General features: G+C 69.3%; 25 protein-coding genes. 13 read left to right on the forward strand and 12 right to left on the reverse strand.

Features of this window, described 5'->3' with window-relative positions:
• Positions 1-107: 107 nt before the first annotated feature.
• Positions 108-461 (forward strand): hypothetical protein, encoded by a 354-nt coding sequence (locus tag IF11_RS41115; RefSeq protein WP_133243172.1) that lies wholly within the window; start codon positions 108-110, stop codon positions 459-461.
• 98 nt (positions 462-559) lie between these two features.
• On the opposite strand, the gene IF11_RS0133680 is transcribed toward IF11_RS41115, so the two are convergent.
• Together IF11_RS0133680 and IF11_RS0133685 are read right to left on the reverse strand one after the other, a co-directional pair.
• Positions 560-1516: an SDR family NAD(P)-dependent oxidoreductase gene (locus IF11_RS0133680; protein WP_030355601.1), complete on the reverse strand. Its 957-nt coding sequence runs from the start codon at positions 1514-1516 to the stop codon at positions 560-562.
• A gap of 140 nt (positions 1517-1656) precedes the next feature.
• Positions 1657-2640: an aldo/keto reductase gene (locus IF11_RS0133685; protein ID WP_030355602.1), complete on the reverse strand. Its 984-nt coding sequence runs from the start codon at positions 2638-2640 to the stop codon at positions 1657-1659.
• Positions 2641-2740: 100 nt separating this feature from the next.
• On the opposite strand from IF11_RS0133685, the gene IF11_RS0133690 reads away from it, so the two are divergent.
• From IF11_RS0133690 to IF11_RS43330, 3 genes are all read left to right on the forward strand, one after another.
• Positions 2741-3328: a TetR/AcrR family transcriptional regulator gene (locus IF11_RS0133690; protein ID WP_078491047.1), complete on the forward strand. Its 588-nt coding sequence runs from the start codon at positions 2741-2743 to the stop codon at positions 3326-3328.
• A 64-nt stretch (positions 3329-3392) separates the two neighbouring features.
• Positions 3393-3707, forward strand: coding sequence for a transposase (locus tag IF11_RS43325; RefSeq protein ID WP_051746432.1), 315 nt, complete (start codon positions 3393-3395; stop codon positions 3705-3707).
• Positions 3704-4009 (forward strand): transposase, encoded by a 306-nt coding sequence (locus tag IF11_RS43330; protein WP_420894551.1) that lies wholly within the window; start codon positions 3704-3706, stop codon positions 4007-4009. Before IF11_RS43325 ends, IF11_RS43330 begins: the two co-directional genes overlap by 4 nt.
• A 94-nt stretch (positions 4010-4103) precedes the next feature.
• On the opposite strand, the gene IF11_RS0133700 is transcribed toward IF11_RS43330, so the two are convergent.
• A complete protein-coding gene (locus IF11_RS0133700) occupies positions 4104-5432 on the reverse strand; it encodes an aspartate aminotransferase family protein (RefSeq protein WP_030355604.1) in 1329 nt (442 codons plus the stop codon).
• Positions 5433-5518: 86 nt separating this feature from the next.
• Between IF11_RS0133700 and IF11_RS0133705 the strand changes: the two genes are divergently transcribed.
• On the forward strand, positions 5519-6427 hold the full coding sequence (locus IF11_RS0133705; protein ID WP_030355605.1) for a LysR family transcriptional regulator: 909 nt from the start codon (positions 5519-5521) through the stop codon (positions 6425-6427).
• A 164-nt stretch (positions 6428-6591) separates the two neighbouring features.
• On the opposite strand, the gene IF11_RS0133710 is transcribed toward IF11_RS0133705, so the two are convergent.
• Both IF11_RS0133710 and IF11_RS0133715 read right to left on the reverse strand, forming a co-directional pair.
• Positions 6592-7773, reverse strand: a complete 1182-nt coding sequence (locus IF11_RS0133710) for an SGNH/GDSL hydrolase family protein (protein WP_030355606.1) — start codon at positions 7771-7773, stop codon at positions 6592-6594.
• Positions 7774-7851: 78 nt separating this feature from the next.
• Positions 7852-8433, reverse strand: coding sequence for a TetR/AcrR family transcriptional regulator (locus IF11_RS0133715; protein ID WP_030355607.1), 582 nt, complete (start codon positions 8431-8433; stop codon positions 7852-7854).
• Positions 8434-8517: 84 nt separating this feature from the next.
• On the opposite strand from IF11_RS0133715, the gene IF11_RS0133720 reads away from it, so the two are divergent.
• Positions 8518-9009 (forward strand): FBP domain-containing protein, encoded by a 492-nt coding sequence (locus tag IF11_RS0133720; protein ID WP_030355608.1) that lies wholly within the window; start codon positions 8518-8520, stop codon positions 9007-9009.
• A 184-nt stretch (positions 9010-9193) separates the two neighbouring features.
• On the opposite strand, the gene IF11_RS0133725 is transcribed toward IF11_RS0133720, so the two are convergent.
• Positions 9194-9484 (reverse strand): Atu4866 domain-containing protein, encoded by a 291-nt coding sequence (locus IF11_RS0133725; protein ID WP_030355609.1) that lies wholly within the window; start codon positions 9482-9484, stop codon positions 9194-9196.
• 346 nt (positions 9485-9830) lie between these two features.
• Between IF11_RS0133725 and IF11_RS0133730 the strand changes: the two genes are divergently transcribed.
• Positions 9831-10580 (forward strand): Atu4866 domain-containing protein, encoded by a 750-nt coding sequence (locus IF11_RS0133730; RefSeq protein WP_030355610.1) that lies wholly within the window; start codon positions 9831-9833, stop codon positions 10578-10580.
• Positions 10581-10694: 114 nt separating this feature from the next.
• A complete protein-coding gene (locus tag IF11_RS0133735; RefSeq protein WP_030355611.1) occupies positions 10695-12086 on the forward strand; it encodes an amidohydrolase family protein in 1392 nt (463 codons plus the stop codon).
• A gap of 232 nt (positions 12087-12318) precedes the next feature.
• On the opposite strand, the gene IF11_RS0133740 is transcribed toward IF11_RS0133735, so the two are convergent.
• The 3 genes from IF11_RS0133740 to IF11_RS0133750 form a co-directional block, all read right to left on the reverse strand.
• Positions 12319-13050 (reverse strand): SDR family oxidoreductase, encoded by a 732-nt coding sequence (locus tag IF11_RS0133740; protein ID WP_078491048.1) that lies wholly within the window; start codon positions 13048-13050, stop codon positions 12319-12321.
• 141 nt (positions 13051-13191) lie between these two features.
• Positions 13192-14031 (reverse strand): SDR family NAD(P)-dependent oxidoreductase, encoded by an 840-nt coding sequence (locus IF11_RS0133745; protein ID WP_030355613.1) that lies wholly within the window; start codon positions 14029-14031, stop codon positions 13192-13194.
• 298 nt (positions 14032-14329) lie between these two features.
• A complete protein-coding gene (locus IF11_RS0133750; protein ID WP_030355614.1) occupies positions 14330-15205 on the reverse strand; it encodes a helix-turn-helix transcriptional regulator in 876 nt (291 codons plus the stop codon).
• Between the two features lie 322 nt (positions 15206-15527).
• Between IF11_RS0133750 and IF11_RS0133755 the strand changes: the two genes are divergently transcribed.
• A complete protein-coding gene (locus IF11_RS0133755; RefSeq protein ID WP_030355615.1) occupies positions 15528-16400 on the forward strand; it encodes a helix-turn-helix transcriptional regulator in 873 nt (290 codons plus the stop codon).
• A 367-nt stretch (positions 16401-16767) separates the two neighbouring features.
• Positions 16768-17451 (forward strand): hypothetical protein, encoded by a 684-nt coding sequence (locus IF11_RS38020; protein WP_051746434.1) that lies wholly within the window; start codon positions 16768-16770, stop codon positions 17449-17451.
• Between the two features lie 313 nt (positions 17452-17764).
• On the opposite strand, the gene IF11_RS0133765 is transcribed toward IF11_RS38020, so the two are convergent.
• On the reverse strand, positions 17765-18220 hold the full coding sequence (locus IF11_RS0133765; RefSeq protein ID WP_030355617.1) for a hypothetical protein: 456 nt from the start codon (positions 18218-18220) through the stop codon (positions 17765-17767).
• 426 nt (positions 18221-18646) lie between these two features.
• On the opposite strand from IF11_RS0133765, the gene IF11_RS0133770 reads away from it, so the two are divergent.
• Positions 18647-19234: a TetR/AcrR family transcriptional regulator gene (locus IF11_RS0133770; protein WP_030355618.1), complete on the forward strand. Its 588-nt coding sequence runs from the start codon at positions 18647-18649 to the stop codon at positions 19232-19234.
• A 14-nt stretch (positions 19235-19248) separates the two neighbouring features.
• Here IF11_RS0133770 and IF11_RS0133775 read toward each other — a convergent pair whose 3' ends face one another.
• Positions 19249-20268: an SMP-30/gluconolactonase/LRE family protein gene (locus tag IF11_RS0133775; RefSeq protein ID WP_030355619.1), complete on the reverse strand. Its 1020-nt coding sequence runs from the start codon at positions 20266-20268 to the stop codon at positions 19249-19251.
• A 213-nt stretch (positions 20269-20481) separates the two neighbouring features.
• On the opposite strand from IF11_RS0133775, the gene IF11_RS0133780 reads away from it, so the two are divergent.
• Positions 20482-22299 carry a flavin-containing monooxygenase gene (locus IF11_RS0133780; protein ID WP_030355620.1) on the forward strand — a complete coding sequence of 606 codons (1818 nt, stop codon included), beginning with the start codon at positions 20482-20484 and terminating at the stop codon, positions 22297-22299.
• Positions 22300-22625: 326 nt separating this feature from the next.
• On the forward strand, positions 22626-23579 hold the full coding sequence (locus IF11_RS0133785; RefSeq protein ID WP_030355621.1) for a hypothetical protein: 954 nt from the start codon (positions 22626-22628) through the stop codon (positions 23577-23579).
• 308 nt (positions 23580-23887) lie between these two features.
• Here IF11_RS0133785 and IF11_RS0133790 read toward each other — a convergent pair whose 3' ends face one another.
• Entirely contained in the window at positions 23888-25894 is a 2007-nt protein-coding gene (locus IF11_RS0133790; protein ID WP_051746436.1) for a beta-galactosidase, read from the reverse strand.
• Between the last annotated feature and the right edge of the window lie 563 nt (positions 25895-26457).

The following is a 26457-nucleotide window of genomic DNA, read 5'->3' on the forward strand; positions in this document are numbered from 1 at the left end:
ATTTCCGCGGACGCGCCGATCGGCGGTGAGCGGTCGGGCTCGAAACTGCCGCCCAAACGAGACGAGTTCTTGGGAGCTCTACCTGCCCAAAGCCTGGACGGGGGAACGTGATCGGTACGGGCGGCGAAGATCCCCGAGGGGCGCGGGTTCGCCACCAAGGGCGACGTGGCCAGGACTGGAACTTCCGCCGCCGCCTGGCACAGTACGGCCTGGGCTACGCCGTGGCCGTTCCCAAGTCCCAGCAGATCAAGTCCCTCGCCGGTATCCGGCGTATCGCCCAGCTCATCGACGAGGCACCGGCTAGAAGGCGAGTTCGCCACTTCTGCGGTTGCGGCGGACGAGCACAGATCGCAGGCGGCTTCTGTGACGAGTACCGGGACGCTCGCGAAGTGGTCATCGGCGCGAAGGCGGAGGGGCACGAGCCGACACCGGTCGGGCCGGTGACCCGCGATGACACTTAACAATTGACAGCGAGCCCTGCTGTCGGCGCGAGCGTGAGTCGTACCAAGCGCATGACCGGCTCCCGGAGATCCAGGAGACGTCCCGATTTCCCGGAACGCTAACGGACGAGAGCCTCGGACAGGGCCCACAGCCGGGCCGCGTTCTCCCGGTCCAGGGCGTACGGCGCGACGCCGGCGATGGCACCGGCTCGCTCGGCGACCGGCTCGGCCTGCGCACAGTCCTCGAAATAGCGGCCGGTGGTGCCCTCCACCGTGGGCGAGGCGGCCAACAGCACCGAGGTCGCGGCGCCCTGCCGCACAGTCTTCTGCGGTGGCAGTGCGAGTTCGCCCGAGGCGATGAAGTCGGCCACCTGATGTGGGTTCATGTGCCGGGCCAGGGACGTCTCGCCGACGTTGCCCGGCATCAGAGCGTTGGCGGTGATGCCGTCGTCGGCCCATCGCTCGGCGGCCCCGACGGCGAACAGGGCGTTGGCGGTCTTCGACTGCCCGTAGGAGGTCCATGGGTCGTAGGGGCGGAAGCGATAGTCCAGGTCATCGAAGACGACCGGTGAGAAGAGGTGACCGATGGAACTCACCGAGACGATCCGTGCGCCGTCCGACGCCGCGAGTGCCGGGTGGAGACCGACGGCGAGGGCGAAGTGGCCCAGGTGGTTGACGGCGAACTGCGTTTCCCGGCCGTCAGGTGTGCGGGTGAGTTCCGGCGGGGCCATCACTCCGGCATTGCCGACCAGGATGTGCAACGGGCCGCGCCAGGCGGCCACGAACGCCGCGACCGTCGACCGGTCGGCCAGGTCGAGCCGCCCCACTGTCAACTGTCCAGATTCGGGCGGCAGTTCTGCTTCCAGGCGCGCCGCCACGCGGGCACCCGCGCCGGTGTCCCGCACGGCCAGGGTGACGTCGGCGCCCGCTGCGGCGAGCGCCCGGGCCGTCTCGACCCCGATTCCGGAGCCGGCTCCGGTCACCACGGCTCGGCGGCCGTGCAGATCGACGCCGTCGATGACCTCGGCGGCGGTTGTGCTTGCCCCGAACACGTGGGGTGTCTGAGGTACGGACATGAGGTGCGTCTCCTGACGTGAGAGAACCGAGGGCCGCGAGGTGTGCGGCTCACTTGCCGATCGCGTTCGGCGCCTCGGAGATGGGGGTTGGTCGCAGGGCGCGGCCGGGCCGCACCCGGGACGGCATGTCCGGTCGGGTCTCAGCCGTTGAGCGCCTCCATTAGCTCGGGTGCGTAGCGGTCGCCGGTGACCACGCCGTGCGGGGCGACCGCTTCGATCGCGGCGATGTCGTCGCTGGTCAGCGTCACCTCGGTCGCGGCGACGTTCTCCTCGACGTAGCGGCGCCGCTTGGTGCCGGGGATGGCGACGGCGCCTTGGTGCAGGACCCAGGCGAGCGCCAGCTGGGAGGGCGCGACGTTCTTGTCGGAGGCGATGCGGCGGACCTCGCGGACGACGTCCAGGTTGCGGTCGAAGTTCTCGCCCTGGAACCGGGGATCGGTCCGGCGCCAGTCGTCCTCGGCGAAGTCGTCGGGGCTGGTGATAGCGCCGGACAGGAAGCCGCGCCCCAGCGGGGAATAGGCGACCAGGCCGATCCCCAGCTCCTGCAGCGTGTCGCGCACCCCGTCCTGTTCGATGCCGCGCTCGAAAAGTGAATACTCGGTCTGGACCGCGGTGAGCGGGTGGACGGCGTGGGCACGCCGGATGGTCTGCGCGGAGGCCTCGCAGAGGCCGATGTGGCGGATCTTGCCTTCGGTGACCAGCTCGGCCAGGGCGCCGACGGTTTCCTCGATGGGCGTCTTGGGGTCGATGCGGTGCAGGTAGTACAGGTCGACGTGGTCGGTGCCCAGATGCCGCAGCGAGCGTTCGAGGGCCCGGCGGACGTACTCGGGTCGGCCGTTGAGACCGAGCAACCGGCCGTCGTCGGTGATCTCGATGCCGGTCTTGGTCGCGACCACGGCGGCCTCGCGGCGTCCTGCCAGCGCCTTGCCGAGGAGCTGCTCATTGATGAAGGGGCCGTAGCTCTCGGCGGTGTCCAGCAGGGTGACGCCGAGCTCCAGCGCGCGGTCGATGGTGGCCAGCGACTCGGTCTCGTCGGCGGTGCCGTAGAACGCGCTCATACCCATGCAGCCGAGGCCTTGGGCTCCGACGGTCAGGCCCTGGCCGCCCAGTGTGCGGTGTTCCATAGGGGTTCCCTCATTCAGTAACTAACTGGATAGTTGCATAACGTAGGCCTGTGCGGCACCCGTGTCAATAACTAGATAGTTACTTGCTAGGATGGCAGGCATGCCACGGGACTCCAGCGCCACCAAGGCCCGGCTGCTCGACGCCGCCTTCACCGAATTCGCCGCCCACGGCATCGCCGGTGCCCGAGTGGACCGGATCGCGGAGGCCGCAGGGGCGAACAAGCGGCTGATCTACGTCTACTTCGGCAACAAAGAGCAGCTGTTCGACGCGGTTTTGCAACGGGCGATGACGGCGGGCGCCGAGTCGGTGCCGTTCGACGTCGATGACCTGCCCGGATACGCAGGTGCGATCTTCGACCACCTCGTCGCCCGGCCGGACCTGATGCGCCTGCGCCTATGGAAACTGCTGGAGCGTCCCTCCGCCAGCGGACTCGAACCGGACGCCTTCCGACTCAAGACCGCCGAAGTGGCCGACGCGCAGCAGCGTGGCGAGGTCGCAGGGGAGATGGAGCCTGCCGATCTCCTGACCATGGTTCTCGCGGCGGCCCAGGCGTGGTTCTGGGCCGCCGAGGGCGTCGACCCCAAGGAGGTCAGCCAGTCCTGGTCGCCGCGGCGGCTGGACCTGCATCGCTCGGCAGTTGTCGAGGCCGCCCGACGGATGAGCGAGCCGAAGACCGCCGGCGAGTAGCAGCCTCAGGGGCACGTACGGCGTACGGCGGTTCTGTGCCCCTCAAGACGGGAAGACGGGGTGGGTGCGCGGCCAGGCCGGTTCCGAACACCCGCGTGGGCACGGCACGATGTATGACGGCCTCAACCACGGTCGGATCGATGTGGACCGGCTACGAACATGGCTGGCCGGCCTGTTACCGCCCCGGTTTCCGGACGCACGCCTGGTACTGGCGGTGGACGTCCCGCAGTGGCTGCGGTCGGACGCGCCGTGCTCGCCGGACCGGCTGTTCCGCCACATCTACGGCCGCGCGAAGACGGCCTCGCAGTTCATTCCGGTCCGGCCGTACTCATCGCAGCGGGCCGGTGGCAGCCCGGCGACCCGGACATCGTCATCGTGACCGACGCCGGATACGACGTCGCCCGTCTCGCCTGGGTCCCGCGACACCTTCCCGTCGAGCTGGTCGGGCGGATCCGCGGCGACCGTGTCATGCGGTTACCGAGCCGCCACGGGTCTACGTCCCGAAGGGCGGTCGGCTGCCCGAGCATGGTCCAGAGTTCCGCTTCGCCAAGCCGGAGACATGCGCCCGAACCCGTGGTCACGACCCGAACGGCCACGGCGAACCACGGCAAGGCCGTCACGCAGGCGTGGAACCGGGGTCCACCCGCGGCTGCCCCACCGGCCCGCCCGGCTGGAGCATGAAGCGGGCAGTCTGCCAGGGCACTGTGACAGCTGGTGTGGTCCCCGTCGTAGAGCCGCCACCGTACGACGACCAGCACCAGCACCAGCAGCATGATCAGAGGACGGCGCAGGCGTTGCCGATCGCCTCATCCAGAATCGTCAAGCCGAGTTCGAGCTCGTCCTCGGTGGCCGTCAGCGGCGGTGCGATCCGGAAGACTCCGCCCATGCCGGGGAGTTGGACGATGTTCATGTGCAGGCCGAGTTGTAGACAGCGCCGGGTGATCCGCGCGCCCAGCTCGTCCGAGCTCTGCTTGGTCTCTCGGTCGACGACGAGTTCGAGCCCGGCCAGCAGGCCCCGGCCGCGGATGTCGCCGACGACCTCGTGGCGCCCGGCGATGTCCGACAGACCCTGGCGCAGGAACGCGCCGAGCGATCGCGCCCGCTCATCGAGCCTGTCGCCGGTCAGGACGTCGAGGACGGTGTTGCCGACCGCGGCCACCAGCGGGTCGGCGACGTGCGTGGTGAAGAACAGGAACCCGCGCTCGTACGCCTCCTGCTCGATCTCGGCGCTGGTCACCACGGCCGCGAGGGGAAGTCCCGCACCAAGCGTCTTGGACAGCGTGAGGATGTCGGGGACAACGCCATCGCGCTCGAACGCGTACCAGGTCCCGGTGCGGCACAGTCCGGTCTGGGCCTCGTCGAGGATCAGCAGCATGCCGCGTTCCCGGCACTTGTCCCGCAGAGCCGCGAAATACCCGGCCGGCGGCTCGATGATTCCGCCCGAGCTGAGAATCGGTTCGACGAGGCACGCGGCCAGACTGCCGGTCGACTGGGCGTCGATCAGGTCGAAGGCGAAGTCCAGCTGGCGGCGCCAGTCCAGCGAACCGTCGGCCGCGGTGAAGTCGGGCCGGTACACGTTCGGCACGGGGATGGCGAAGTTGCCTGGCGCGGCCGGGCCGTAACCCTTGCGCCCCGCGCTGTAGGTGGCGGACGCGGCGGCCTGCGTCATCCCGTGCCAGGACCGCGCGAACGAGACGATCTCGTGCCTGCCGGTGACAAGCTTGGCCATCCGGATCGCGGCTTCGTTGGACTCGGCTCCGGTCGTCAGCAGCAGCGCCTTCTCCAGCGGCGCGGGCAACGTGTCGGCAAGCCGCCGGGCAAGGTCGACCACCGGACGGCTGAGCATGCCGCTGTAGAGGTGGTCGAGGGTCGCGACCTGCCGCTGGACGGTCGCGACAATCGCCGGGTGCGAGTGGCCGAGGATCGCGCTCATCTGGCCGGAGGTGAAGTCGAGGATCTTCCGGCCGTCCGCGGTGAACAGGAAACTGCCGGCGGCGCGGTCGATGATCTCCCGGGTGAACTCGCCGCCGTAGCGGACGAGGTGCCTCTCGGCATCGGTCCAGAAGGTTTCGGTGGACGGCGGGGCGGTAGTCGAAGCAGCCATGTCTGTGACGGTAAGTCGCCTTGAGGGACACGTCCATCTCACAATTCCGGCTGTCCTGTTCGGTAAAATCGCACAAGGATGGGGGCATGATGAACCCCTGGAGGCTCCGGCTGCTGAGCCAGCTGGACACACTGGGCACCGTCCGGGCGGTCGCCCAGGCCGCAAACCTGAGCCCGTCGAGTGTGTCCCAGCAGCTCGCCGTGCTTGAGGCCGAGACGCGCACACAGCTTCTTGAGCGAACGGGACGCCGGGTACGGCTGACCTCGGCCGGGCTGATCCTCGCGCGTCGGGCGCGGGCCATCCTCGATCACATGGACAGCGTCGAGACGGAGCTGCGCGGGTTCGGCGACGAACCGGCCGGGCTGGTGCGGCTGGGTGCGTTCCAGAGCGCGATCCACTCCACGGCCGTGCCGGCGGTGACCCGGCTGGTGCGCGAGCATCCGCACCTTGAGATCGAGCTGCTTGAGCTGGAGCCGCACGAGAGCGTGCCCGCGCTGCGGGTCGGCGACGTGGACATCGTCATCACGACCACGGACTTTGACGAACTGCCGTTGGGGCCGGACCTCGACCTCGTACCGCTGGCCAAGGACCCGATCTTGCTGGTGGTTCCGCCCGGGCATCCTGCGGCCGGGCGTGGCGCCGCGGAGCTCGCGGCCTACGCGGACGAGCCGTGGGCGTTCGACATGCCACAGTCGTACATGGCGAATCTCGCCCAACGGCTGTGCCGTCAGTCGGGGTTCGAGCCGCGGGTGGTGTGCCGGTTCAGCAACTACATGATGACCCTGCAGCACGTCGAGGCCGGGCTGTCGATCGCACTGCTGCCCGGCCTGGCGGTCGACCGCCGTTACCGCGTCGCCACCAGGGAACTCGCGACTCCGGTGACACGTACCATCACGGCGGCAATCCGTCGCGGCTCGCCACCCCGCGCGGCGGTGCGCGCCGTGCTGGACGCGCTGCGCCACTTTCCGGACCTACCGCTTCCAGGGCGTGAGTGACAGAGCGAGTCGCTCGCCATAGCGCCGGAGACGTATGGGGTCGCCCGCGCTGGTGAGTCGGAGAAGCCCCTGTCAGGGTTCACTGGTCTGGGGCGTGCGGCATCCACACGCCACTCCGAATGCCTGCGGGGCGCGCTGGCGCGTTCTTCCTGTCCGACAGCCGGTCAGTGGTTCTCCATGGTGAAAGGGCGGCCGCCGAAGGCGAGGCGGGCGAAGCGTTCGCCGATGCGCTGGTGGGTGGCGGGGTCCGGGTGCAGGCCGTCGGGCAGCGGCAGTTCGGCGTGGTCGGCCTCGCCGTAGAGGTCGAGGCCGTGGAGGTAGTGCAGGTTCGGGTCGGTGGCGGCACGCTGCTGGACGATGCGGGCCAGCTCGTCCCGGATCACGGTGAGGGTCAGTTTCCCGGCGGCGCTCTGCGCGGGATCGCCGGTGGCCACGAACCGCAGCCGCCCTTCGCTCATCGCGCTGGGGTCCAGGGCGCTGGGTCCGGGTGTGTTCTCGTGGATGGCGCAGTAGATGGGCGAGACGACCAGCAGCGGGGTGGAGGGGTGGCCGTCGCGGATGGTGTCGAGGAAACCATGGACGGCCGGGCCGAACGCGCGCAGCCGCATCAGATCGGTGTTGACGATGTTGATGCCGATCTTGACGCTGATCATGTCGGCGGGGGTGTCGCGCATGGTGCGGGCGGTGAACGGGTCGAGCAGAGCGCTGCCGCCGAAGCCCATGTTGACCAGCTCCACCTTGCCCAGAGCGGCGGCCAGGGCGGGCCAGATCCCGGTTGGGGTGGCGGCGTTGGAGCCGTGGCTGATCGAACTGCCGTGGTGCAGCCAGACCTTGCGGCCGCTGGGCGGTGGTGTGTGGACGGGGGCGTTGGTGCGCAGGGCGGCCAGCTGGGTGGTCTCGTCGTGCGGCAGCCAGATCTCGACGTCCTTCTCGTCGTCCGGCAGGCCGGTGAAGCGCAGGGTCTCCACCGGCCCGGGCCGGTTTTGTGTGATCCCGGAGGCCATGTCGATGGTGAGCGTGTCGCCCTCGGTCGCGCTGGCCCGGCCCGCGAGCCGCCCGTCGACGAGGAGCTCGTACACCCCGTCGGGGCGTGGCGGCGCTCCGGCGTAGACCCGTTTGGTGGCCACGACGTCCAGTTCGACGGCGGTGGCCCGGGTACGGAAGGCCAGCCGCACTCCGGAGGGCTGTGATTCCGCCATGGCCAGCTGGCCGTCGGGGATCTGCTGCCGGGCGCGCGCGGGCAACCGGTGGGGCAGTACGCCCCGTTCGGTGCGCTCCAGGTCGAGGACGCCGCGCAGGAGGCTGGCGGTGATGGGAGTGGTGGTCCAGTCGTGCTCGGTGTTCATCTCGTCGGTCTCTTCGATCAATAGGGGATCAATAGGGGATCAATAGGGCCGGTTGGCGGAGGCGGCCGGAAGGGTTGGTCAGGAGGTGGTGGGCCAGGTGCGCAGCAGAGTGTCGAGCGCGTTGAGGATCTCGGTCCAGCTCTCCTGCGAGTCGGGGGCGCTGTGGCTGAAGCCGCCGGCGGTCTCCAGGCCGACGTAGCCGCTGAAGACGCTGCCCAGCAGCCGTACCGCGTGCGTCTGGTGCGGTTCGGCCAGGTTGTATCCGCGCAGGATCGCCCGCGTCATCTGGGCGTGCCGGACGCCTGCGCTGGCGGCCGCCGTCTGCGGGTCGAGCCGGAACTGGGCTGCGGCGAAGCGCCCCGGGTGCTTGAGGGCGTAGTCGCGGTAGACGTTCGCGAAGGCGGTGAGGGCGTCTTTGCCGGCCCGTCCGGCCACCGCGGTGGAGACCTGGTCGGCGAGTTCCTCCAGGGCGAGCAGAGCGATCTTGGTCTTGAGGTCGTGGGCGTTCTTCACGTGCGAGTACAGGCTCGCGGTCTTGACACCGAACCGCCGGGCGAGTTCCGCGGGGGTCGCCTGCTCGAAGCCGACCTCGTCGGCCAGCTCCGCCCCCGCCCGGACCAGGCGCTCCGTGGTCAGTCCCACCCGTCCGACCCGCACCATGCTCATCCTCCGAATCGCTTCTCATCCCTGACAGCGATGATTATGCACTTGCCTAACTCGATTAGGCAAATTAGCGTGTCCGTTATGAAGCCACTGGCTGAGCAAGAGATACGTACCGCGTTTGTGAACTGCACCAAGGGCGAGGCCAAGCGCCTGACCGTCCCCCGCGACCTGGCCGAGCAGTGCTGGGACGACCTGGACTTCCTGGGCTGGCGAGATCCCCAGGCCCCCGACCGGGCCTACCTCGTGACCGAACTGGACGGCCGCCCGGTCGGCGTCCAGCTGCGCTCCTCCGGCGTCAGCTCCTGGCAGATGCGGCGCAGCATGTGCTCGGTGTGCGTGACCACCCACACCGGGGGCGTCTCCCTGATGGTCGCGCCGAGGTCCGGGAAGGCCGGGCAGCAGGGCAACTCGGTCGGCGTCTACATGTGCAGCGACCTGGCCTGCTCCCTGTATGTACGCGGGAAGAAGGACGCGGGCATCGGCGCACGCCTCCACGAGTCCCTCACCCTGGAGGAGAAGGTCCAGCGGACCGTGGCGAACCTCGCCGCGTTCATTGCCAAGGTGACCGCGTGACCCGGGCCCGTCTCCAGGAGTGCCGATGCCCCACCGCACGCGTCGAGCGCCGGGATGCGGGTGTCGGCGCGCTCTCAGCCGGGGCGGTGGCAGTGGTCAATGGCTGCTGGCTGTGCCAGGCGTAGAAACCGCCGATGGGGCCCACGCGAGGTGACGGAGGCGGTCACCAGCAGGTGGATCTTGGTTATGGTCGGTTCTCCCGCCGGGCGTGCTCGTCGCCCTCGCGGTAGAGGACCAGGTGCTCGTGGAAGAGGACGCCGTCGCGGACGTCGCCGGTTGCGGTGAAGCCGGTGTCGTCGACGTAGTCGATGTGGTTGCCGGTGACGGTGTAGCTGCCGGTGTAGGCGCTCCGGTGGTCGCCGCGGGCCTCGTCGTAGCGGCTGTCCGGCAGCAGCTCCTGGCGGATGAATCCGTCCGCGGTCACCCACATCCCGACGTACGGGTGAGGGTCGCGGGGCGTGTCGTTGTTGGTCATAGCTCTACGGTCCGCCCGGGAGCCGGTGGCAACCAGGCCGCCGTCTCCCCGGGTGAGTGCTTCCTGGGTATAGCGCACCCATCATCGCAAGTGACGGGGCCCTTCGTGCGGTACGGCAACGGCGCGGGCCGTGCGAGACCGCCCCACGCCCGCTCCTTCGTACGCCGCGGGACGGATCGTGGGTGCCCGACACCTAGGGATACGGCGGCCTGGTTCCGGTTCCGCCGCGCGACGAACCTGGTGGTCAGGCGGCCGCCGTAGCCGTCGAACACTCGCCTCGGACCCGCACCGGCGCTCACTTCCGCAGCGGGCACCCCGATGAGGCGACTCCACTGAGGAGCACGCGATGAGCATCACCGACACCATGAGCTGGCACCCCGAGGCCCTCGACGAGATCGTCTCGAACGACGGGGGACGTCCCGTCCTGTTCACCAACGCCCGCATCCTGACGATGGACCCGCTGATCGGGACCATGACCGGCGCCGACCTCCTGTTCGTCGGCTCCCTGGTGGTGGGGGTCGGTCCCGCCATCGTCACCGCGGCAGGGGACGACAACGCCGTCGTCGTCGACTGCACCGGCCTGACCATCGCCCCCGCCGTCGTGGACGCCGTGGCGCTGGCCGGCGGCCGTGGCCATCGCTCGGAGTACGTCGCGACGCTGACCCCGGGCAACACCCCCGACTTCCTGGTGGTGCCCGACGAACTCGCCTCCGACGTGCCGAGCGCGGTGGCCACCCTCGTGACCCGGCCGGAGCAGGTCCGCGCACTCGTCGCGGCCGGCCAGCCGGTCCTGTGGGCCGGCACCGACGTCCCCGGGCGGGCCACCGCCCCCGAGACGGGCATCCCGACCGCCGCGGACCTGACCGGCAGCCCGCGCGTCGGCGTCTGGATCGACAAGAACGGCTTCCTGCACCAGGAGCTCACCGCCGACGGCCGCTACGACGAGACCCGGGGCGGCCGCCCGCACGCCTACCAGGGTCGGTACTGGATCGACGGCGACCGCATCGACTACCTGGACGACCTCGGCTTCTGGGCCTACGGAGAGTTCCAGGGCGACGAACTCCACCACGCGGGCTACGTCATGAAGCTCGGCTGACCTTCCCTCCGATCGGCGCTCACCGTCCCGATGCCGACACCCCGGCCTCGCAGCCCTCTCCGGCCTACAGCCCATCCTCCCGTCCCTCTCCGCCGTACTGAAAGAAGACTTCTCATGAACGTCAACGACACCACCAGCGCCGCCGTGCTCGACGAGCTCCGGCGCCGTCCCGCCGACCGTCGGCGCCTCCTGTTCACCGGCGCGACCATCGTCACCATGGACCCCGGGCTCGGCGTCATCGACGACGGCGGCCTCCTCGTCGAGGGCGACACGATCACCGCCGTCGGCCGCGACCTCGGCGCGGGCGATGCCGTGGTCGTCGACGCCACCGGCACGATCCTCACCCCCGGCTTCGTCGACACCCACCGGCACGCCTGGGAGGCCCAACTGCGCCGGATCATGCCGGACGTCGACGACCTCGGCGGCTATGTCATGGCCACCCTGGCCGGCTATGCCACGGTCTACCGGCCCCAGGACATGTACGTCGGCACCCGGCTGGCCGCCCTGACCGCGATCGACAGCGGCATCACGACCATGCTCGACTTCTCCCACAACTCCCGCACCCGCGAGCACTCCGACGCCGCGATCGAGGCGCTCGTCGACACCGGTATCCGCGGCGTGCACGCCTCCATGGGCCCGCACTTCGGCGCGTGGGACCGGCAGTGGCCCGGCGACCTGACCCGCCTCAAGGACCGGTACTTCAGCAGCGACGACCAGTTGCTCACGTTGCGCCTGGCGACCCTGGCCACCGAGGAGATCGCCGGACCGGCGCTCGCCTACGGCCACGAACTCTCCCGCGTCGCAAAGGAGTTGGGTATCGGCGTGAGCGTGGACGCCGTCTTCGGCATGTCCTCCTCCGAGGCGGTGCTGCGCTGGGCCAAGGACGGCATCCTCAGCCCCGACGTCACCCTCATCCACTCCACCGGGCTGACCTCCGAGGCGTGGCAGGCGATGGGAGAGAGCGGCACCACCGTGGCCCTCGCCCCCACGTCCGACGCGCAGATCGGCCTGGAGACCGCGATCCCCGCCATCGACGAGGCACTGTCCGTCGGCATCCGCCCCGGACTGAGCATCGACGTCGAAGTCGCCCTGGCCAGCGACATGTTCACCCAGATGCGGGCCCTGCACGCCATCCAGCGGATGCGCGCGGTCAACGCCGCCTACGGCACCGGCCGGCAGCCCTCCCGCATCACCACCCACGACGTCCTCGACTTCGCCACTCTCCAGGGCGCCCGCACCAACGGCCTGGCCGGCGTCACCGGCTCACTCACCCCGGGCAAGAAGGCCGACCTGCTGGTCATCCAGGCCGAGGACCTCAACAACATGCCGCTCAACGACCCGATCGGCACCGTCGTGCTGGGCTCCGACGCCCGCAACATCAGCGCCGTCCTCATCAACGGCGAACCCCGCAAGTGGGACGGCCAGGTCCTCGACGTCGACCTGGCCGCCCTGCGCAGCGAGGTTCACGCCTCACGCGAGTACGTGCTGAACACCCCGGCTGCCTGAGCATCCCGCCGGCTGAGCATTCTCCGCCATCGTCCCCCGGCCGTTGATCCTGCGGACCGGGGGCACTCACTGCATCCCGGTGGATGCCATCGACCGATCGTGCCGCGCGCGAACACGCGGGGCGGCGACCGGACACCCCCCGCGCAGCGCCTGGCAGCCAGCCGTGACAACACCTGTGCCGGACACCCGCGTCTCGGAGGAGTGCCGCCAGTTGTCCCGTCGTCCGTCTCCGTCAACACGTCATGGCGGGGGGGGGGGGGGGGGGGGGGGGGGGGCCCCCCCCCCCCCCCCCGATGTCGTGGATGAGGTCGGCCATCAGCTTGGAGGCGTCGGGGTCGGTGACGTGGTCGGGGAGTTCGGTGTCGACCATGCCGGGTTCGATGGTGGCGACTCGGACCATCTTGGGGCCGAGTTCGACGCGGAGCAGCCGGGTGAGGTGGCTGATGTACGCCTTGGTGCCGGAGTAGATGGAGAACTTCTCCAGGACGCGGGTGGCCGCGATGGACGAGGTGTTGATCAGGTCGGCGGGCTTTCCCTGGGCGGCGGAGTCCGTCAGGTGGGGGAGGAACGCGGCGATGATGTTCATCAGGCCGGTGATGTTGAGGTCGATCTGGCGCTGCCAGTCGTCGACCTTGAGCTCCTCGATGCCGGAGATGAGCTGGACGCCGGCGTTGTTGAACACGAGGTCGGCCTTGCCGAAGCGCGTGGCGACCTGGTCGGCGGCGGTCTGGACGGCGTCGCGGTCGGTGACGTCGACGGCCAGGGCGAGCGCCGTGCCGCCTGCGGCTTCGATGGTCTTGACCAGACTGTCGAGGCGCTCCTTGCGCCGGGCCAGTGCGACCACGGTGGCGCCGAGTTCGGCGAGGCGTTGGGCGGTGAAAGCGCCCATGCCGCTGGAAGCACCGGAGACGACGGCGACACGGCCGGCCAGGGGAGTGCCGGTGAGCAGAGCAGCGGACATCACAAAACCTCAATCTCTTTGATCGAAAGGCTGGGAGGTGGGGAGAGTCGGGCAGGCGCGGTGCCCGGCCGGTCAGGTCCTCCTGCCTGGCCGGGCTGCGTGAGAGGGCTGCGGGGACCCGAAGGCGAGGGCGCCCGCGGTGTGTCAGGCGGCGTCGTCGTGGGCGGTGGCGGCGGACTTCTCGCGCCACGGGGCGAGGTCGTCCTGCACCTGCTGGTACTTGACGTCGAGCCGCTCAAGGGTGTCGCGCCCGAGGTAGAGGTGCGTGGGCAGCTTCTCGGTAGAGGCGACTTCGACGATGAGGGCGGCGCCCTTGACGGGGTCGCCGAGCTGGGCGTGGTTGGCCCGGTCGATCCAGTCCAGCGTCACGTGCGCGGGGGTGTCGTCGTAGTCGGCGATGCGGTTCGAGGCGACCGACAGGGAGCTGGCGTCGAGGAAGTCGGTGCGGAAGACGCCTGGCTCGACGACCATCGACTGGATCCCGAACGGTGCCATCTCGGCGGAGAGTGCCTCGCTGATGCCGGCGACGGCGAATTTCGACGCGCTGTACAGGCTGACGCCGGGCTCGCCCTCGAAGCCCGAGCGGGAGCCGATGTGCACCAGCCTGCCCGAGCCCTGCTTGCGCATGACGGGCAGAACGGCGCGGGTGACGTTGATCAGGCCGAAGACGTTGAGGTCGAACAGTGACCGGGCCTCCGTGTCGGTGATCTCCTCCAGCGCGCCGAGCAGGCCGCGGCCGGCGTTGTTCACCAGGACGTCGATGCCGCCGAACCGGTTCACGGCGGCCTCGACCGCCTGCGGGATGCTGTCGTTGTCCGTGACGTCCAGGGCGACCGCGAAGACCTGGTCGGAGTTCTTCAGATCGGCTGGTACACGCTCGGGGTTTCGTACGGCGACCACGACATTGTTACCGCCCGCCAGGGCGGCGCGGGCGATTTCAGCACCGATTCCGCGGGAGGAGCCGGTGACAAACCACGTAGCCATGGGAAAACCTCTTTCGTCGCTTCCCCTTGTCGGGGATTTCCTGTTGACGTATTTGAGTCTGCCCCTTGGGTACGGCGCTATGAAGGCTGCGCTTTTCCTGGGAGTGTCACACCCAGGAAGACAGCTGGTTTCCGATCCGCTGACACTCGGCGAGGTGCGTCTTTCCGGCGATTCCCGGTCCGGAATTCCGGGTGCCGTCGACAGGAATACGCGGTAACTGTCCGGGGCGTGTCGCGTGCCAGTCCCGCCGGGGCACATGTGTTGTCCGCCGGAGACGGTTTTCCGGCGGTTTGCTGGTTCAGGCGCCGTGTGCGGGATTCTGTTGGTGAGGCATTTCGGGTGCGTTGATGGAGCCCAGCAGGGCCAGTCCGTCGGCGGAGGGGGAGCTCGGCTCGGCCTGCAGGATGATGAGCTGCTGTCCCGGGGCGCTGCGGATGTTCAGGGCCTCGTGCCGCAACTCCAAGTCTCCCACGACGGAGTGGCACACCTGCTTGACGTCGTAGGGCGGGACCCGGGTGTACTCGCGTGCCCACAGGGCGCGGAACTCGCCGCTGCGCACCGACAGTTCGCCGACGAGCTCCAGAATGCGGGGATCCTCGGGGGTGCTTGCGGCGGTCTGCTGAAGGTCGGCGACCGCACGATGCCTGGCCCGCTCCGCGTTCCGGTAGAAGGTCTTCGCCGCGGGGTCCAGGAAGAGCATGCGCAGCACGTTGTCGTGCTGCGCGAAGTCACGGTAGAGAGCATCGGCCAATGCGTTGGTGGCCAGCAGGTCCTGGGCGTGGCCGATGATGAAGGCCGGCGTCCTGGTCCAGCTTTCGATCAGTTGCCGCAGGTGCGGGCGGACACGCTCGACCCGGACCGGGGACTTCGTGCGGCGGGCCCCCGGCCGGGCCAGCCGGAACAGTTCCCGCTTGTCCTCATCCCCGAGTTGCAGTGCGCGGGCCATGGCCTCCAGCACCCGGGGCGAGGGGCTGAGTTCACGGCCCTGCTCCAGTCGGCTGTAGTAGCTCAGGCTGACACCTGCGAGCGCCGCGACCTCGTCACGCCGTAGGCCGGCCACCCTCCGGCGGCCGACGCTGGACAGTCCTGCCGCGGCAGGGCCGAGGCGTTCCCTGCGGGAGCGGAGGAACTGACCCAGCCCTCCCACCGAGTCAGGGTGCGTGTCGTTGTCCATGCTGCCAAGGCTAGGCGGAGAACGCCGGGAAGGGCTCTTCCGACGATGGGTGCATTACACCCAGGAACACGGGTCCCCGAAGGCGAACAGCACGTGACGGACCGCGGGAAGTCTTCACGGGTGCCTCGCGAGCGCGGCCGTTCGAATCGCCAGCGCCCCTCAGCTTCTCCCTGCCGACAGCCCAGCTTCCGCGGCGAGTCACGGAGGCCGGGAAAGCCCATCAAGCAAGGCGGAGAATCACCCTGCGTGAAGAACATGGCACTTAGTGACACATTACGCGACCGGTACTTCTCGTCGGCTGAAAACCATCTAGTCTTGCCGTATGAGCAACGGGACACCCTTGGGTGATTTCCTCCGAGCCCGCCGAGAAGTCTTGAAGCCACACGACGTCGGTCTGCCCGAACACGGGCGACGCCGGGTGCCGGGACTGCGCAGAGAGGAAGTCGCACTGCTCGCCGGAGTCAGCTCCGACTACTACATCAGGCTGGAACAAGGGCGCGAGAACAGCCCGTCTCCGCAGGTCCTCGACGCCGTGGCGCAGGCGCTGAAACTGGACGCGGAAGCCACCGACCATCTCAACCGCCTCTGCCTCACCGCCTCGCAACGCCCCCGCGACTGGGGCGAGACGGGCCCCAGCCGGCAGTTGTTGCAGCTGATGGAGGGATGGGAGCACACTCCGGCCTTCGTCGTCGGCCCGGCCCTCGACATCATGGCGGGCAACTCCCTCGCCACGGCCCTCCACAGTGGGTTCGACCGGTTCGACAACCTCGCCCGCATGGTGTTCGTCGACCCGGCAGGGCGCGAGTTCTACCAGGAATGGGAGCGAGCCGCGCACTCCTGTGTCGCCGAGATCAGGGCCGCCTACGGACACGACCCCGACTCGGCGCGCATCGCCGAAGTCGTGGCGGAACTGTCCGCCCAGAGCAAGGAGTTCGCCGGGATCTGGCAGAGGCACGACGTGAAGGGCAAGTCCCAAGAGGGCAAGCATCTCAAACACCCCCAGGTCGGGGACCTGTACATCAAATTCGCGGCTTTCACGGTCAACGGGGCCCCGCACCAGCAACTGGTGGTCTATCAAGCTGAACCGGCCGGCCCGACGGCGGCCGCGTTCGAGACGCTGAGGGCCCTGGCCACCCAGTCGAAGCAGGCCCGGGCGGCTGTGCCCGTGGCCGACCTCGCCGTCAACGAGCAGTAGCGGCGAGCATGAGCATGTGAGCCCGGGTGAAGGCTGGTCCTGCCGCATCCAGGAACAATGCGGCCTTCATGGCGGTGTGCCCGTCTGCCGACATTCGATGCGACAGACGGCACGCGCCGGCTGGGACACCGACGCGCAGATCGCACCGTCTGATCGAACCCGGCCCCGTCGTCCTGGCCGCCACCCAGCACGTGGCATTCCCAGTGTGATGACCAACGGGTTCAACATGATGGTGCGCCACGTACCACCGCTTCGGTGGCGGCTGATCCCGTACAGGTGACGCGGGTGCGTCCCCTGTCGCCAATCCGGGCGCAGCCCGTACACTCCGGGTCGGGAATTCCAACTCCCTTTCCGATGAGGGGGATTCGTGCCCGACAGCACCTCCGCCGGAGCCGCGCAGGGTGCCGCCGGCGACGCACGGCTGCTCGCGCTGCGTGCCGAAGTCGAGAAGCTCATCACCGAGGCCCGGATCGGTGCGCGGCGGGCGCAGCGCCGCGCCAAGCTCTGGCACGCGACCTATCTCAGCCTGGGTTTCCCCGCGGCGGTCCTCGCCGGCATCTCGGGCGCGGCGGGTCTGGCCTCCGCCGGGGCGCGGGTGCCCGCGGCCATCCTGGCCCTCCTGGCCGCCGGGTTCTCGGCCGGGTCGACCTTCCTGCGGGCGGACGCCCGCCACATGACGAACCTCCGCAGACGCTATGCCTGGCAGATTCTGGAGACGCGCGCCCGGCTCGTCCTGGCCTACGACGCCTACGAGGGCCCCGAGCAGCTGCACACCGCCCTCCTGGGCCTGCACGAACTGCGCATCGCCGTCCCATCCAGCGCCCTGATCCTGGCCGAGCAGCAGGCGCCGACGTATCAGGCGCCGGTGGGCGTCCCGGCGCCGACGATCCCGGCGCCGACGCTTCCGCCGCCTGCGGTCCAGCCGCCGACGGTCACAGCACCGACGGTTCAGCCGCTAACCGTCCCGGCCCCGACAGCACAGCCGCCCGCGATCCCCCCGCCCTCGCCCTCGCCCGGCCCGTCGCCGGAGCCGCCCGACCCGGTCGGCTGACGCGCATCCGCCCCGGCCCCGAAACCCGTGCCGATCCGACGGACCGTATCCCGTGTGTCGCTTCAATGTTGGGGCGGGCGGTTCACGGAATCAGGGCGAGCGCCTGGAGGGCCAGAGCGAGTGTGGTGCCGATGTCTCAACGGCGCGCCGCCCTCATGTGTGGGCGGCGAGCGGTAAGCGCAGCACAGCGTGACCCGGCCGATCAGCCCACAGCCCCCACTACGCCATCAGCGGCATGCCGCACACCGTCAGTCATGGTGGATCTGAGTCTCGTTGCCGAAGCGGCGGCTCACGTTCTCGCTGCCCGCCGGCTCTACTTCACCCTGCCGTGGCGGGAGCTATTCCTCCCGAGGTCGGTAGCGGCGGCGCGCAGCGCGGACCACTGCAGGACGGCGAAACCGGCGACGGTCAGCGCCTGCACGGGGATCCAGACGGCGCCGGCCGTGGTCGGTTCGAACCAGAGTGTAAGCGCGGCGATGCTGAGGACGGCCCACAGCAGATTCGCCTCGACGACGACCTTCACGGGCAGCCGCGGCGGCTGCCGCCGGGTGGCGAGATAACCGACTCCGGCTCCGAACAGAGCGAGAAATACGCCCAGCCCGACCAGGAGGGTGTCGTCGATCCCGAGCAGCCGGCCGAGCGGTCCGGACGCCGTGACGTACACCAGTCCGTTGACGCCGGTGGTGAGGGCGTCGAGAGCGAGGAACCGACGCAGCATCGTCTGCGGCTCAGTGGTGCGGGAGATGCCGGCGAGCAGAGTTGCGGACATGGCGAATCAGCCTCCATCGAGGTCATACGGGCTGGTCGAGGAACCTGAACTCGGACGGAGTGCGTCGCCCGAGTTCCGGTACCGCAAGGGTGCCGGGCGAAACGGGGGGCGTCGATTACGTGCGAGGTAATGGAGACAGGGGTTCACCGTCCAGGCCACAGACCCGACCCCGGAAGCAGCTCGGCGGCGGGCCGGTCCCGCCTGACTGTTACGGACGTATGGTCTGGTCTTACGCGGTCTTGGCGTCCACCGTCTTGGTCGCTGTGCGGTCCAGCGGGTCGTAGTCGTACGTGGTCGTGTCGCTCTTGACGGTCCGGGAGGTTCAGTCGGCGGCACGGCCTGCCTGCCGCCGCATGTGTCGTCCGGTGGGGGTGCAGCAGCTTTCCCGAGGGGTATCCGCGGGCCCGTGGCCGGTATTCTTCCGGGGTGACGCAGCGCCCTGTACCGGACGAGCAGCGGCCCGTGAACCACGGGCCCAGGGCTGCTGCCCGCAATCGGGCCGCTCTGGTCACCGCTGCCCGGGAGATTTACGCGCAGTACGGTCTGGACGCTCCGCTGTCCGCGATTGCGCGTCGGGCCGGGGTCGGGCAGGGCGTTCTGTACCGGCATTTTCCCGACCGGGCCGCCGTGGCGACCGCGGTTCTGGAGGAGAATGTGCGGCAGGTCGAGAAGGCGGCCGCGACCGAGGACCTGACCTTCGCCGGAGTCCTCGGTGTGCTGACCTGGCATCTGACGGAGTCGGCAGCGTTCATCGGCCTCTTGCACGCTGACGGGGCTGGTCGCTCGGGCATCCGCGCGTATGCCCTGGCCCTGTCCGAGCGGGTCGAACGCGCCCTGCGGGGACACCTGCCGGACGGTCATCGGCTGGGGGCGGCGGACGACCTCATGCTGGCCGTTGCCATGGTCTCCGGCGCCGTCACCGGCCCCACTCGCGAGGAGCGGGAACGCCGGGCGCTGGCGGCTTGGCGGCTGCTCGTCGTCGAGGTGGGACCAGTGCGGCCCTTCGAGGGATGAGTGGCGGAGCGGTGTCAGCCGCCGTTGGACTGCCGGATGCCTTCCGCCAGCGCGTCGAAGGTGTACAGGTACCCTCCGGCGGGCCCGCTGACGGTCATGTACGCCGTGGTCCCGCCGGGAGTGATCGCCACGTTCGTCGCCGACTCGAACCCTTCGGCGCGGGCGGGAATTTCGACCGTCGCCAGGCGCTCACCGTGCTGGTTGTACACGACCATCGCGGGCCGGCCGTGCAGCGCCTGGTAGAGGTTGCCGTCCGCGTCCACGGCGATCGAGTCGGTCTGGGCGATCCCGCCGTCGACGCGGATGGCGGTGTGCTGGGAAGCCACCTCTCCCTTCGCGCCGAGGCGAAGGTAGGAGATCCGGTTCTGTGTGAGTTCGCTGATCCACAGCCCGCGGTAGTCCACGTCGAACGAGATGCCGTTCGTCGAGGCCAGTTCCTCGGCCAGGACGGTGGCCTTCTTGCCGTCACGGTCGATCCGTGCCACGCGGCCGTGCGCCTCGCCCTCGGACAGGCCGCGTGAGTCGCTGACGTACAGGTTGCCCTCCTTGTCGAAGGCGATGTCGTCGGGGTTCATCTGCGCTCCGTCGACCTTGCCGGAGAAGAAGGTCCGCGGGTCGCTGCCGTCCGGGGCCAGGCTCACGATCTCGCCGTGGGCGTAGTCGGTCAGGTAGAGCCGTCCGTCGTACGGGCTGAACTGTGCCGAGGTGTAGGCCCCTCGGCCGTCGGTGTGGACCGCCCGCGACGTCTTCTTCTCGACGTTGACGCGTATCACCTTCGGTTCACCCGCGGGTGCGGTGACGTCGACGACGAACAGGTCACCGTTCTCGTCGAAGGTCGGACCCTCCAGCAGGGTCATCCCGGTCTCTTCGTGCACCTGCGTCAGCTGCATGACCTTCTGTGCGTGGATGGTCCTGCCCGTGCCTGTGGAGGCCGCCGTATCGCTGGGGTCACCTGTGTCCGTACCGCATCCGGTGAGCGTCAGCATGCTGACCGTGGCGAGCACGGCAAGGGATCGGATCGGGAGTCGTCGCATGGGGGTTCACTCTTCCTGTCCGCTGTGTGCGAGTGCCGTCGGCAGCGAGGTTCGCGGGCGCCCGCCCGGGGGCGCGGACGTGCTCTTCCCGAGTGCCACGGTGCACCTACCGTCCAACCGGACACTGTTGTCCGGTAGTTGCTACCGTAGCGGACGGCCGCCCGTCCGGGGCGGCCCGCACGACAGCAGGCCAACAGGAATTGAGGCCCCCACATGACGATCCCTCAAGCGCCGACGCCCACCCCCGACGAACTCGCCGCGCTGAGGCAGCGTTACCGTCTCGAACGTGAGCGGCGCGTACGGCCCGACGGCGCCCGCCAGTACCGGGCCACCGAAGCCGAGTTCGGCTACTACGCCGCCGATCCGTACGTGAGGGACGTACCCGAGCGCGAGCCGATGCACGACACCGTCGACGTCGCCGTGGTCGGTGGCGGATTCGGCGGCATCCTCGCCGGGGCCCGGATGCGGCAGCAGGGCCTGGAGCGCGTCCGGATCGTCGAGAAGGGCGGCGACTTCGGGGGCACCTGGTACTGGAACCGGTACCCGGGCATCCACTGCGACATCGAGTCGCACGTATACCTGCCGATGCTCGACGAGACCGGCTACGTGCCGGAGTGGAAGTACGCTCCCGGCGAGGAGATCCGCCGCCACGCGGTGCGGGTCGCGCAGAAGTTCAACCTCGGCTCGGACGCCCTGTTCTCCACCGCCGTCACCTCGCTGACCTGGGACGAAGCATCCGGCACCTGGATCGTGGCCACCGACCGCGGCGACGCGTTCCGTGCCACGTACGTCGTCACCGCCACCGGCACCCTGTCCGAACCGAAGCTCCCCGGGATACCCGGCATCGAGGACTTCAAGGGCCACACTTTCCACACGTCGCGGTGGGACTACGCCTACACCGGCGGCACCCCGGACGGCGGTCTGACCGGCCTCTCGCACAAGCGGGTGGGCATCGTCGGCACCGGCGCCACCGGCATCCAGGTCATTCCGATGCTGGCCGAGGACGCCGGACACGTCTACGTCTTCCAGCGCACCCCCTCCACCGTGGACGTACGCGCCAACCGCCGCACCACCGCTCGCGACGTCGGCGCCGACCACGACGGCTGGGCGCGCGAACGCCGCGAGAACTATCTCCGTATCGTCTCCGGTGAGACAGCCGAACAGGATCTCGTGGCGGACCGGTGGACCACGTCCGCCGGCCTCCTGGAGAAGCTTCTGCCGAGCTTCCGCCGTCAAGGCGACCGGAAAGCCTTCGAAGCCGCCTACGAAGCCGCCGACGCCGCCAAGATGAACGAACTCCGCGCCCGCGTCGAGCAGACCGTCACCGACCCGGACACGGCGCGGAAGCTCAAACCCTGGTACCGGTACGCCTGCAAGCGGCCCGCCTTCTCCGACAAGTACTACCCGGCGTTCAACCGCGGCAACGTCACCCTGGTCGACACCGCCGACACCCACGGCATCGAGCGCGTCACCGAACACGGCGTCGTGGTCGGTGACACCACATACGAACTCGACTGCCTGATCTTCGCCACAGGATTCTCCGTCGGGACCTCCGGCATCCACTCCGGCAAGCTCCCCGTCCACGGCCGAGGCGGCACCCAACTGCTGCACGCCTGGGCGCGACAGGGCCCGCGCACTCTGCACGGCTTCACCAGCAACGGCTTCCCGAACCTGATCCAGATGGGATCCCTGCAGAACGCCAGCAGCGTCAACTTCACGCACATCCTGGACGAGCAGGCCGTCCATGCCGCGGCCCTCGTCGCGGCCGCCGAAGCCGAAGGCGCCCTCATCGAACCGGCCCGCGAAGCCGAGGACGACTGGATCGCCGCCTTGGCCAAGGACGCGCCCGACCACGAGTGGTTCCACGCCGAATGCACCCCCGGCTACTACAACCGCGAAGGACGAGGCCGGCCGAACGGCCCGACCGCCTACCCCCACGGTGCGTTCGCCTTCCACGAACTCCTGAAGCGATGGCGTGAGGAGTCCATGGGCGAGATCCTCCAGACCAGGTCTTCCGCTCAGTCCTCGTAGAACTCCGTCAGGTCCGTCTCGATCTCGGTGTCCTGCCGGGCGGGGGCGGTGACAGGTGGTGCAGGCACCGGTCCCGCACGGGGATGAACCGCGGGCTGTCCGCGGCCTGCCCGGCGGTCACCGGCGTTCCGCCGGACCCGAAAGCCGGGGGCGCCTTCTCAGGACGTAACCCCCGGAGATTGAGGGGGACTTGGGTACGCTCCGAAGCGCCCGGGTGAACAATCGCGTTCCGCCGTTGAACATTCATTGACCAGGGCTTTGCGTAGGGTCCGCCGGTCCCGATCATGGGGAGTCGCCACCCCCGACTTCCCTACCGGAGGACCGCCGTGCCCCGTTGGAGATCCGCCCTGGCCACCCTGTCGGCCGCGTTCGTGGGCGCCACCACGCTGCTCTTCGCCCCGCCCGCGCAGGCCGCCCCCAGCGACGCCGACCTCGCCTACCGCTGGGCGCCCGTGCATTACCAGGACACCTCATCGAAGTATTACACCGCCGACTACCTGGCGCCGGTGAACTACGACGGCGACTGGAACACCCTCAACAACTGGGAGAACCTCGACGCCAACACCTCACGGCTGACCGGCACCGCGTACTACTCGGTGGTCGAGACCGGGACGCACTGGTACATCACCTACGCGTTCTTCCACCCCCGGGACTGGAAGGACTACCCGCTGAACCTCTTCTCGCACGAGAACGACATGGAGGGCCAACTGGAGGTCGTCCGCAAGGACGGCAGTGAGTACGGCGTCCTTCAGGCGGTCGTGACGCTCGCACATGACAACTTCTACTCGTACACCCCGCCCGGCAGCCCTTTCACCGACGGCCGCGAAAGCATCGACGGCACCGTGATCATGCAGGCCCACGACGGTGCGGCGCACCCGACGAGCTTCCAGGAAGCGCGCGGTCACGGTGCCTACGCCTGGAACGGTGCCGACTTCCCCGGTGGCGACGGAATCGTCTACAAGCCGAGCCGCGGTGCGGGCTCGGTCCCGGCCGGTGGCAACGACCGCGACGCGCGGTACGGACTCACAGACCTCACCGCCTCCGACAGCCTCTGGGGCCGTCGCAACAACAGTGAGACGTACGCCGAGTGGGGCGCGTTCCGCGGCGACAACGGCACGGACAACGCGGCGCACGCTCCCTGGACTTGGGACGACACGAACGACGGCAGCGACCTTCAGGCGGGCGTGATCGCGACGGATCCCGCGTACCTGGTCTCCCGGTACTTCGGCAACACGGGCGATCTGAGCCTGACCTATCTGCGCAACCCTTACCGCGTCTGAGAGTTCTGAGAGCGGCCGTTCCGGGCGGCCGGGCCCGACGGCCGCCCGGAACGCAGGCGCGTACCGACTGCGGGCAACAGCAGGGGTCGCGGGCGGGACGGGACTGACTGGCAGGCGACGGAAGCGGCCCGACACCGGCCGGCGCCTGCGGCCGGCGGTGAGGTGGCGACCGGGCGTGAAGATCCGCGACGTCGCGGTCGCCAACCGGCCCGTCTACGTGGCGTTGGCCGTCGCGGCCGAGGGCCGGCGGAAGTATGAAGAGGTGGCAGCCCGGCAGCGCCCCTGCTTGAGAATGTCACTGGGGATCCTCAGCGGTCCTCGGCTATCACGGCAACTTCGCCCGCTGGAAGGGTGATCGCGCCGGGCGAGCGGATGCCGGACACGAGGTCGACTCCTGTCGCGGCCACCTGCACGGGGTGCAGGGTGTGGTTGACGGCGAAGAGCCAACTCCCACCCCTGGGCGCGCTTCGCCGGACGACCTCCACACCATGGCCGGCTCCCTGAACCGGAGTTGTACAGCCGGCCCGTGCGGCCCACAGGGGAAGAAGGCGCAGGAGAGAGGGGACATCGGGGCGGGTGGCGAGGTAGCGGGTGTTACCGCGGCGGAGGATGGCTGGGCCGCCCGCCGCCGGACCCTCGGTGAATCGGCTCTCCACCTCGGTGCCTGCGTCGGGTACGACACGCTCGGCCCATATGCGGCCGGTCGAGCCGTCGTCCAGGCCGGCAATTCCCCCGGCAGTGAGCGGAAGATACTCGTCCACCCGTAGGCCGAGCAGGTCACGCAGCGCCCCGGGATACGGGCCGGGGTGGACCCGGTCGTCCGGGTCGACCAACCCGCTGAACGGGCCGACGACCAGATGGCCACCGCGTGCGGTGTAGTCCTCCAGCGCGCGGGCCGTGTCGGTGGACAACGCGTAGAGCGAGGGGACCAGCAGGAGGCGCTGCTCGCCGGGGGCGGGGACCAGATCGCAGAGCAGGCCGAGGGTCCACAGGGCACGGTGCCAGTCACGAAGAACGCCGGAGTACGTCAGATCGGTGCTGGGACGGTGGGGCAGTTCCAGGGCCCACATGGCTTCGTAGTCCAGCAGCAGGGCTATCTCGGCCGGCGGGCAGGTGCTGCCGGCAACGTCGGCGAGACCGGCCACCGCGTTGCCGAGAGCTTTGGTCTCCTGCCAGATGCGGGTGTCCTCGCCGCCATGGGGGACCATCGCCGAGTGCCACTTCTCCGGGCCGTAGGCGGACTGGCGCCACTGGAAGAACAAAGCGCCGTCGGCGCCGCGGGCAAGGTGGGTCAGAGTGTTGCGGGCCATTTCTCCGGGGACTTTGGCCACGTTGCGGGGCTGCCATTGCACCGCGGAGGTGGAGTGCTCCATGAGTATCCAGGGACGTCCGTCGGCCAGGCCGCGGGTGAGGTCGGCGGCGAAGGCGAGATCGGCGCTGCGGTTCGGGTCCTCAGACATGAGGTAGTGGTCATTGGAGACGATGTCGACCTCGCGTGCCCAGCGCCAGTAGTCGGACCAGCTGAGCGCGCTTGCCATGAAGTTGGTGGTGACGGGGCGGCCGGGAGAGTGGGCGCGCAGGATGTCGCGTTCGGCGCGGAAGCAGGCCAGGTGTTCGGCGTCGCTGAAGCGGTAGAAATCCATCCACAGACCGGGCGAAAGACTGCTGATGCTGGTGCGTGGCGGAATCACCTGTTCCCAGTCGCTGTAGCGCATCCCCCACAAGACCGTGCCCCAGCGGTCGTTGAGGGCGTCCAGATCGTTGCCGTACACGGTGCGCAGCCAGCTGCGGAACGCAGCGGCGGAGGTGTCGCACCAGCAGTGGGCGTTGGCGTTGGCGTACTCGTTGTTGACGTGCCACATCACCACGGCCGGGTGGTCGCCGTAGCGTTCGGCGAGGCGGCGGGTGATCAGCGCGGCACGGTCCCGGTAGGCCGGCGAGGACGGGCAGTACGCCTGACGGGACCCGGGTGCGAGCGTTCGTCCGTCGGCCGTCACGGGCAGCGACTCGGGGTGGGCGTGGGAGAACCACAGCGGCGGCGCGGCGGTTGGCGTGGACAGATCAACGGCGATGCCTGCTTCGTGCAGCAGGGTGATGACCTCGTCGAGACCGGAGAAGTCGAAGACGTCCGGCCTGGGTTCGATCCAGGACCAGGCGAAGATGCCGAGTGACACCAGGTTGACCCCGGCCTCGCGCATCAGGCGGACATCGTCTTTCCATATCGCCTTGTCCCACTGCTCGGGGTTGTAGTCAGCGCCGAAGGCGGGGCGTGGAATACGCCCCCATGTGAGGTGCGGCTGGTCGGGGCGCGGCATGGGCATGCTCCTGAGTCCCTGAGGTTCGAAGTGTCGGTTTATGGAGGGAAAGCTTCCCGTGTGGATGGGCGCGTGGGGCCGATCGACGCACCGTCGGATGGAGCCCCGTTCGGGTCATGGATGTCCAAGGGTGGGCAGTGCGGCGTCACCGCAAGAACGCGCGGGATGTGAAGGCCAGACATCTACTGGCGGGAGGGGCGCGCACGAGTGGGGTCGTGGCGGGCAATGCCGGGCCGGTGGCGCAAGCGGACGATACGCATCGATAGACGCGCACAACCTAGGCATGTCACGGCAGGGTGTCAATGCGTGGTCCGCCAACCGCAGCGGCACACGAGCCGCGCCCCGCGGCCCGGGCGTCCGGGGACTGTCTGGCTCGGCCGCGGAGCTGACAGGCTCCGCGCCCGACAGACCTGCCGCGTTCATCGTTGATCTCAAGTAGGGCCGTGAGCAGCGGGTTTCACCAGCCCAAAGCACAAGTCACCCATGCTGCTGCCCCCGTTGGGCACGTCATCGGGCACTGATGGCCGGAAAACCTTCCTTTCACACTCTTGACGCACCTCCGC

Origin of the sequence: Streptomyces scopuliridis RB72 (assembly GCF_000718095.1) — a bacterium.
GTDB classification, from domain to species: Bacteria; Actinomycetota; Actinomycetes; order Streptomycetales; family Streptomycetaceae; genus Streptomyces; species Streptomyces scopuliridis.

Bases quoted from the DNA above. Each gene is read 5' to 3' on its own strand.
- IF11_RS0133680 (WP_030355601.1), bottom strand. From the start codon at position 1,516: ATGTCCGTACCTCAGACACCCCACGTGTTCGGGGCAAGCACAACCGCC.
- IF11_RS0133685 (WP_030355602.1), bottom strand. From the start codon at position 2,640: ATGGAACACCGCACACTGGGCGGCCAGGGCCTGACCGTCGGAGCCCAA.
- IF11_RS0133690 (WP_078491047.1), top strand. From the start codon at position 2,741: ATGCCACGGGACTCCAGCGCCACCAAGGCCCGGCTGCTCGACGCCGCC.
- IF11_RS0133700 (WP_030355604.1), bottom strand. From the start codon at position 5,432: ATGGCTGCTTCGACTACCGCCCCGCCGTCCACCGAAACCTTCTGGACC.
- IF11_RS0133705 (WP_030355605.1), top strand. From the start codon at position 5,519: ATGATGAACCCCTGGAGGCTCCGGCTGCTGAGCCAGCTGGACACACTG.
- IF11_RS0133710 (WP_030355606.1), bottom strand. From the start codon at position 7,773: ATGAACACCGAGCACGACTGGACCACCACTCCCATCACCGCCAGCCTC.
- IF11_RS0133715 (WP_030355607.1), bottom strand. From the start codon at position 8,433: ATGGTGCGGGTCGGACGGGTGGGACTGACCACGGAGCGCCTGGTCCGG.
- IF11_RS0133720 (WP_030355608.1), top strand. From the start codon at position 8,518: ATGAAGCCACTGGCTGAGCAAGAGATACGTACCGCGTTTGTGAACTGC.
- IF11_RS0133725 (WP_030355609.1), bottom strand. From the start codon at position 9,484: ATGACCAACAACGACACGCCCCGCGACCCTCACCCGTACGTCGGGATG.
- IF11_RS0133730 (WP_030355610.1), top strand. From the start codon at position 9,831: ATGAGCATCACCGACACCATGAGCTGGCACCCCGAGGCCCTCGACGAG.
- IF11_RS0133735 (WP_030355611.1), top strand. From the start codon at position 10,695: ATGAACGTCAACGACACCACCAGCGCCGCCGTGCTCGACGAGCTCCGG.
- IF11_RS0133745 (WP_030355613.1), bottom strand. From the start codon at position 14,031: ATGGCTACGTGGTTTGTCACCGGCTCCTCCCGCGGAATCGGTGCTGAA.
- IF11_RS0133750 (WP_030355614.1), bottom strand. From the start codon at position 15,205: ATGGACAACGACACGCACCCTGACTCGGTGGGAGGGCTGGGTCAGTTC.
- IF11_RS0133755 (WP_030355615.1), top strand. From the start codon at position 15,528: ATGAGCAACGGGACACCCTTGGGTGATTTCCTCCGAGCCCGCCGAGAA.
- IF11_RS0133765 (WP_030355617.1), bottom strand. From the start codon at position 18,220: ATGTCCGCAACTCTGCTCGCCGGCATCTCCCGCACCACTGAGCCGCAG.
- IF11_RS0133775 (WP_030355619.1), bottom strand. From the start codon at position 20,268: ATGCGACGACTCCCGATCCGATCCCTTGCCGTGCTCGCCACGGTCAGC.
- IF11_RS0133780 (WP_030355620.1), top strand. From the start codon at position 20,482: ATGACGATCCCTCAAGCGCCGACGCCCACCCCCGACGAACTCGCCGCG.
- IF11_RS0133790 (WP_051746436.1), bottom strand. From the start codon at position 25,894: ATGCCGCGCCCCGACCAGCCGCACCTCACATGGGGGCGTATTCCACGC.